This is a genomic window from Kluyvera sp. Awk 3 (assembly GCF_028069715.1).
GTDB lineage: Bacteria > Pseudomonadota > Gammaproteobacteria > Enterobacterales > Enterobacteriaceae > Kluyvera > Kluyvera georgiana_A.
The window spans coordinates 1-781 of sequence record NZ_JANEWH010000302.1; the positions used below are offsets into that span (position 1 = coordinate 1).

Annotated in this window: 1 pseudogene; it reads right to left on the minus strand. The window is 48.8% G+C overall.

What is annotated here, in order from left to right:
- Window positions 1-379, minus strand: a pseudogene (locus NNN71_RS24775) (recombinase family protein); the annotation flags it as partial.
- Window positions 380-781: the final 402 nt, after the last annotated feature.

Here is a 781-nt window from a genome sequence, read left to right on the forward strand (position 1 = left end):
TCTGATGAAGCGTCAGCACGACGTTCCTGTCCACGGTACGCCTGCGGCCAAATTTGATTCCTTTCAGCTTTGCTTCCTGTCGGCCCTCATTCGTGCGTTCTAGGATCCTCCGGCGTTCAGCCTGTGCCACAGCCGACAGGATGGTGACCACCATTTGCCCCATATCACCGTCGGTACTGATCCCGTCATCAATGAACCGGACTGCCACGCCCTGAGCGTCAAATTCCTTTATCAGTTGGATCATATCGGCAGTGTCGCGGCCAAGACGGTCGAGCTTCTTAACCAGAATGACATCACCTTCCTCCACCTTCATCCTCAGCAAATCCAGCCCTTCCCGGTCTGTTGAACTGCCGGATGCCTTATCGGTAAATATACGGTTATCGCCGTTCTGGTTGGGGCAATGACTTTGGCGGGTTGTGCCTCAACTAGATATACGGACATTTACGGCAATCAAAAAAATTTCCTGCTTGATCATTGTTGTAATGGTGAATAGGTAAATTTTCAACCGCTGGGCAGAAATGTTTAGCGGTTGTTTTTATTGCGAACCCTTAAAGAACTCGCAACAAGTTGCGAGTTCTTTAAGGGTTGAACAACCGAAGCCGTAGGCGTAGGGCGTTAGCTACAAGCTCAAACCACTCTCTCGCTCTAAATGTCTCTGTTGTTTTTCCTGTTGGTGCTGTTTTTCTCGCTCCATTCGCTCTTGAGCCGCTTTATATGCCCCTTGAGCCTTAATTTTTTTCACAAATCCTAAGCTCCGCATTTTTATTTCAGGGTTGTCAGC